2 protein-coding genes and 1 pseudogene are annotated in these 4,131 nt (G+C 68.8%); 2 read left to right on the top strand and 1 reads right to left on the bottom strand.

Annotated features, from left to right (window positions below):
- Positions 1-137 precede the first annotated feature (137 nt).
- A pseudogene (locus H0W38_RS17970) lies at positions 138-1,367 on the top strand (DEAD/DEAH box helicase); the annotation flags it as partial.
- Between the two features lie 199 nt (positions 1,368-1,566).
- Here the strand turns inward: H0W38_RS17970 and H0W38_RS17965 are convergent.
- Positions 1,567-1,722 (bottom strand): DUF3096 domain-containing protein, encoded by a 156-nt coding sequence (locus tag H0W38_RS17965; RefSeq protein ID WP_292456633.1) that lies wholly within the window; start codon positions 1,720-1,722, stop codon positions 1,567-1,569.
- A gap of 284 nt (positions 1,723-2,006) precedes the next feature.
- On the opposite strand from H0W38_RS17965, the gene H0W38_RS17960 reads away from it, so the two are divergent.
- Positions 2,007-4,061, top strand: a complete 2,055-nt coding sequence (locus tag H0W38_RS17960) for an amylo-alpha-1,6-glucosidase (RefSeq protein ID WP_292456631.1) — start codon at positions 2,007-2,009, stop codon at positions 4,059-4,061.
- Positions 4,062-4,131: the final 70 nt, after the last annotated feature.

Genomic DNA, 4,131 nt, shown 5'->3' with positions numbered 1-4,131 from the left:
ACGCTCACCCGTTCTCACACGGGGCCCTGCACCCTTCGGGTGTATCCGTCTGTTGGTCGATGTGTTGACCAACCTGCCGCGCGCTCCATGCGCCCGGCGAAGACGGACCCGCCGGCAACCCGGCGGGCAATACTCGCGTGACTTCTGCTTTTACGACTTTCGAATCTTTTGGCCTTTCGAGCCCGCTGCTGCATGCCGTGGCCGAACTCGGCTTCACCGCACCGACGCCGGTGCAGCTGCAAGCCGTCCCCGCCGCCATGAAGGGCGGCGACTGGATGGTCAGCAGCCAGACCGGCAGCGGCAAGACCGCAGCCTTTCTGCTGCCCGTGCTCGAGCGCCTGCTCAACGCCGAGGTGCGCGCCGCCGACCGTGTGGCGAGCCCGCGCGCCGTGGTGCTGTGCCCGACGCGTGAACTGGCCCAGCAGGTCGCCAGCGACGCGATCGATTTGATGCGCGGTGTGGGCAGCGCGATGCGCGTCGAAGGCAAGCAGCACCCGCTGCGCGAGGCCGTGCGCAACCTGCGCGTGTCCACAGTGGTCGGCGGCATGCCCTTCGGCAAGCAGTTGTTCGATCTGCGCGGCGCCAGCCTGGTGATCGCCACCCCGGGCCGCCTGCTCGACCTGCATTCGCGCGGCCAGATTCGCCTCGACGCCACGGAAGTGCTGGTCGTCGACGAGGCGGACCGCATGCTCGACCTCGGCTTTGCCGAGGACCTGGCGGCGATCCACGAAGCCACCGCGCAGCGGGGCCAGACGCTGATGTTCTCGGCCACCTTCGCGCCCCGCATCATGGCCTTGGCCGCCAAGGTGATGCGCTCGCCCGGTCGCCTGGAACTCGGCAGCGCGCACGACGTGCACGCCGACATCACGCAGACCCTGCACTGGGCCGACAACCTCAGCCACAAGCACAAGCTGCTCGAGCACTGGCTGCGCGACGTCGATATGGATCAAGCCCTGGTATTCGCCAGCACCCAGATCGACACCGAGGCGCTGGCCGAAGCGCTGCAGCAGCAGGGCCACTCGGCCGTGGCGCTGCACGGCGCCATGCCGCAGGCGGTGCGCAATCGCCGACTGCAGGGACTGCGCGACGGCCATGTGCGCGTGCTGGTGGCCACCGACGTGGCCGCCCGCGGTCTGGATGTGAAGAGCATCAGCCACGTCATCAACTTCGGCCTGCCGATGAAGGCCGAGGACTACGTGCACCGCATCGGCCGCACCGGCCGCGCCGGCCGCGCCGGCACCGCGATCACGATTGCCGAGCATCGTGAGCGCGGCAAGATCCGTGCGATCGAAGCGTTCACACGCCAGCCCATCATCGCCAGCGAGATCGCCGGCCTGGAGCCGACCCCGCAAAGGCCGCGTGCGCCGGGCAGCAAGCCGCTGCCGGGTCAGCGTCACGGCCAGGGCCGTGGGCGGCCGGCCGGTGGTGGTGGCGGTTTCAGCGGCGGGCGCCGCGAGGGTGGTTCGCGCTTCGGGCAGCGCGACGGGCGCTGACACGAAGCCTGCGCTTCGGAATGAAAAGGGCTGCCGCAAGGCAGCCCTTTCTCGTTGGCCGATCGAGGGCCGCTCAGATGAAGTTGAACGAGCCCTTGCCGAACAGGCCGATCAAGCCGATGAGGATGAGGTACAGCGCCACGATGTAGTTCAGCAGTCGGGGCATCACGAGGATGAGGATGCCGGCGATGAGCGATATCAGGGGTGTGAGGCTGAGGTGGATGTTCATGGCAGATCCTTGGAGTGCGCGTGGATTTCGTGTGACGGGACTTTACGGGGAGCGTGAGGCGACCGATGGCATTCGTGATGCCTGACGGTTCGGCAATGAACCCGCGATAAGGTAGAAACGAGCCGCATCGAGCCGCATCGAGCCGCAGGGACCGCATCGAGCCGCATCGAGCGGGACGCAGGCCCGCTGAGCGCACGGAGAGGCAGGGCAGGCCCGCCGGTTGCCGGTGCTGGTTCTCGGCAGGCTGGGCGCCTGCCTTCGCATGTCAAAACCGGAACCGACCGATGCTCCCGACACCTCTGCGGCTGCCCTGGCGGCCCGGCGACGATCCCGTGCCGCTGCGCGAGTGCGAATGGCTGGTGACCAACGGGCTGGGCGGTTTTGCGTCCGGCACAGTGCTGGGCGTGCCGACGCGGCGCTTCCACGGCATCTTCGTGCCCAACCTCACTGAGCCGAAGGGTCGCCACGTGGTGCTGCCGCGGCTCGACGAGTTGGTCGAGACACTCATCGGCACCAAGAACCTCGGCGGGGCCGAGTTCGTCGATGGCTCGATACAGGGCGACGCTCACCACCACTTGCGCGAGTTCCGCCTGGAGGGCTCGACGCCGGTCTGGGTGTTCGACGTCGAGGGCAGCCTCATCGAGAAATCGATCGTGATGCCGCACGGCCTCAACACAGTGTGCGTGCGGTGGCGGCTGCTCGAAGGCCCCTCGCGCCGCCTGCGCCTGCGACCTTTCGTGTGCGGCCGGCGACAGGACGCGCCGCTGGTGCCGCACGAAGCCGGTGCCTGCCAGATCGAGCCGGATGCGCAGGGCGCCTTGCGGCTGCGGCTTGCAGCCCATGGCGTGTCGCTGCGGCTGCACCTGTTGCCGCAAGGCGCTTTCACTTCCGAGCCGCACGTCGACCGCGATGTGCTTTTTCGCATGGAGCGCGAACGCGGTTACGACCACAGCGCGCACATGCACAGTCCCGGCTTCTGGTCGGTCGAACTCCACCCCGGCGGGGGTGCCGCTCTCGTCGTGAGCAGCGGCGAGGCGGCACAGGCGCCGGACCCCGATGCGCTGTTCCAGGCCGAGCACGACCGCATCACTGCCTTGCTGACGCGTGCCCATGACGTTGGCGCTGATGCCGACGATGTCGAGCGGCGCCTGCTGCTCGCGGCGGACCTCTTCATCGTCATGCCTGGCAACAGAAGCCACGAGACGGCGGCCGAACGCAGCGGCGGCGGCGATGACTTCCGCTCGGTGATCGCCGGCTACCACTGGTTCAACGACTGGGGCCGCGACACGATGATCGCGCTCGAAGGCCTCACGCTTTGCACCGGGCGCTTCGACGAAGCGCGCGCCATCCTGCGCACCTTCGCGGGCTACATCCGCGACGGACTGCTGCCCAACCTGTTTCCCGAAGGCGGGCGCGAGGCGCTCTATCACACGGTCGATGCGACCTTCTGGTACTTCCACGCGCTCGGGCGCTACGTCGCACGCACCGGCGATGCGGCGCTGGCGGCCGAGCTCTACCCGGTGCTGCAGGGCGTGATCGAGCACCATGTGCGCGGCACGCGCTTCGGCATCGGTGTCGATGCGCGCGATGGTCTCGTGCACGCGGCGGCCGAAGGCCTGCAGCTGACCTGGATGGACGCCAAGGCGGGCGACTGGGTGGTCACGCCGCGGCGCGGCAAGCCGGTCGAGATCCAGGCGCTTTGGTACAACGCGCTGCGCCTGATGGCCGGCTGGGGTCGGACGCTCGGTGCCGCGGACGCGGCCAGGCACGACGCGCTGGCCGATCGCGTGCAGGCTTCCTTCGAGGCGCGTTTCTGGTCGGCCGAGCGGGGCTACCTGTTCGACGTCGTCGACGGCCCGGATTCCGCCAACGCCGGCGATGACGCCCGCCTGCGGCCCAACCAGATCTTCTCGCTCTCGCTGACCCATCCGGTGCTGCACCGGTCGCACTGGCTCGACGTGCTGGCGACCGTCGAGCGCCACCTGCTCACACCCGTTGGCCTGCGCACGCTCGCGCCTTTCGAGCCCGGCTACCAGCCGCGCTACGAAGGCGCGCTGCGCGAGCGAGATGGCGCGTATCACCAGGGGACGGTATGGCCCTGGCTGATCGGCCACTTCATCGACGCCTGGATCCGCGTGCATGGCTGCGATGCGCGCGCTCGCGCGCTGCTGCAGGCGGTGCCGCACCACCTTCTCGAAACCGGCTTCGGCAGCATCAGCGAAGTCTTCAATGCCGAGCCGCCGCACCGCGAGGGCGGCTGCATCGCACAGGCCTGGAGCGTCGCCGAACTGCTGCGCGCCTGGCAAGCGACCCGACCCGAAAAGGAACCTCATGGCTGAGCCCTGGTACAAGAACGCGGTCCTCTACTGCCTGGACGTCAAGACCTTCGCCGACGGCAACGGCGACGGC

The organism is Methylibium sp., assembly GCF_013817365.1.
Taxonomy (GTDB): domain Bacteria; phylum Pseudomonadota; class Gammaproteobacteria; order Burkholderiales; family Burkholderiaceae_C; genus Methylibium.
This window is presented reverse-complemented; position numbering and strand designations above follow the sequence as displayed.

Bases quoted from the DNA above. Each gene is read 5' to 3' on its own strand.
- H0W38_RS17965 (WP_292456633.1), bottom strand. From the start codon at position 1,722: ATGAACATCCACCTCAGCCTCACACCCCTGATATCGCTCATCGCCGGC.
- H0W38_RS17960 (WP_292456631.1), top strand. From the start codon at position 2,007: ATGCTCCCGACACCTCTGCGGCTGCCCTGGCGGCCCGGCGACGATCCC.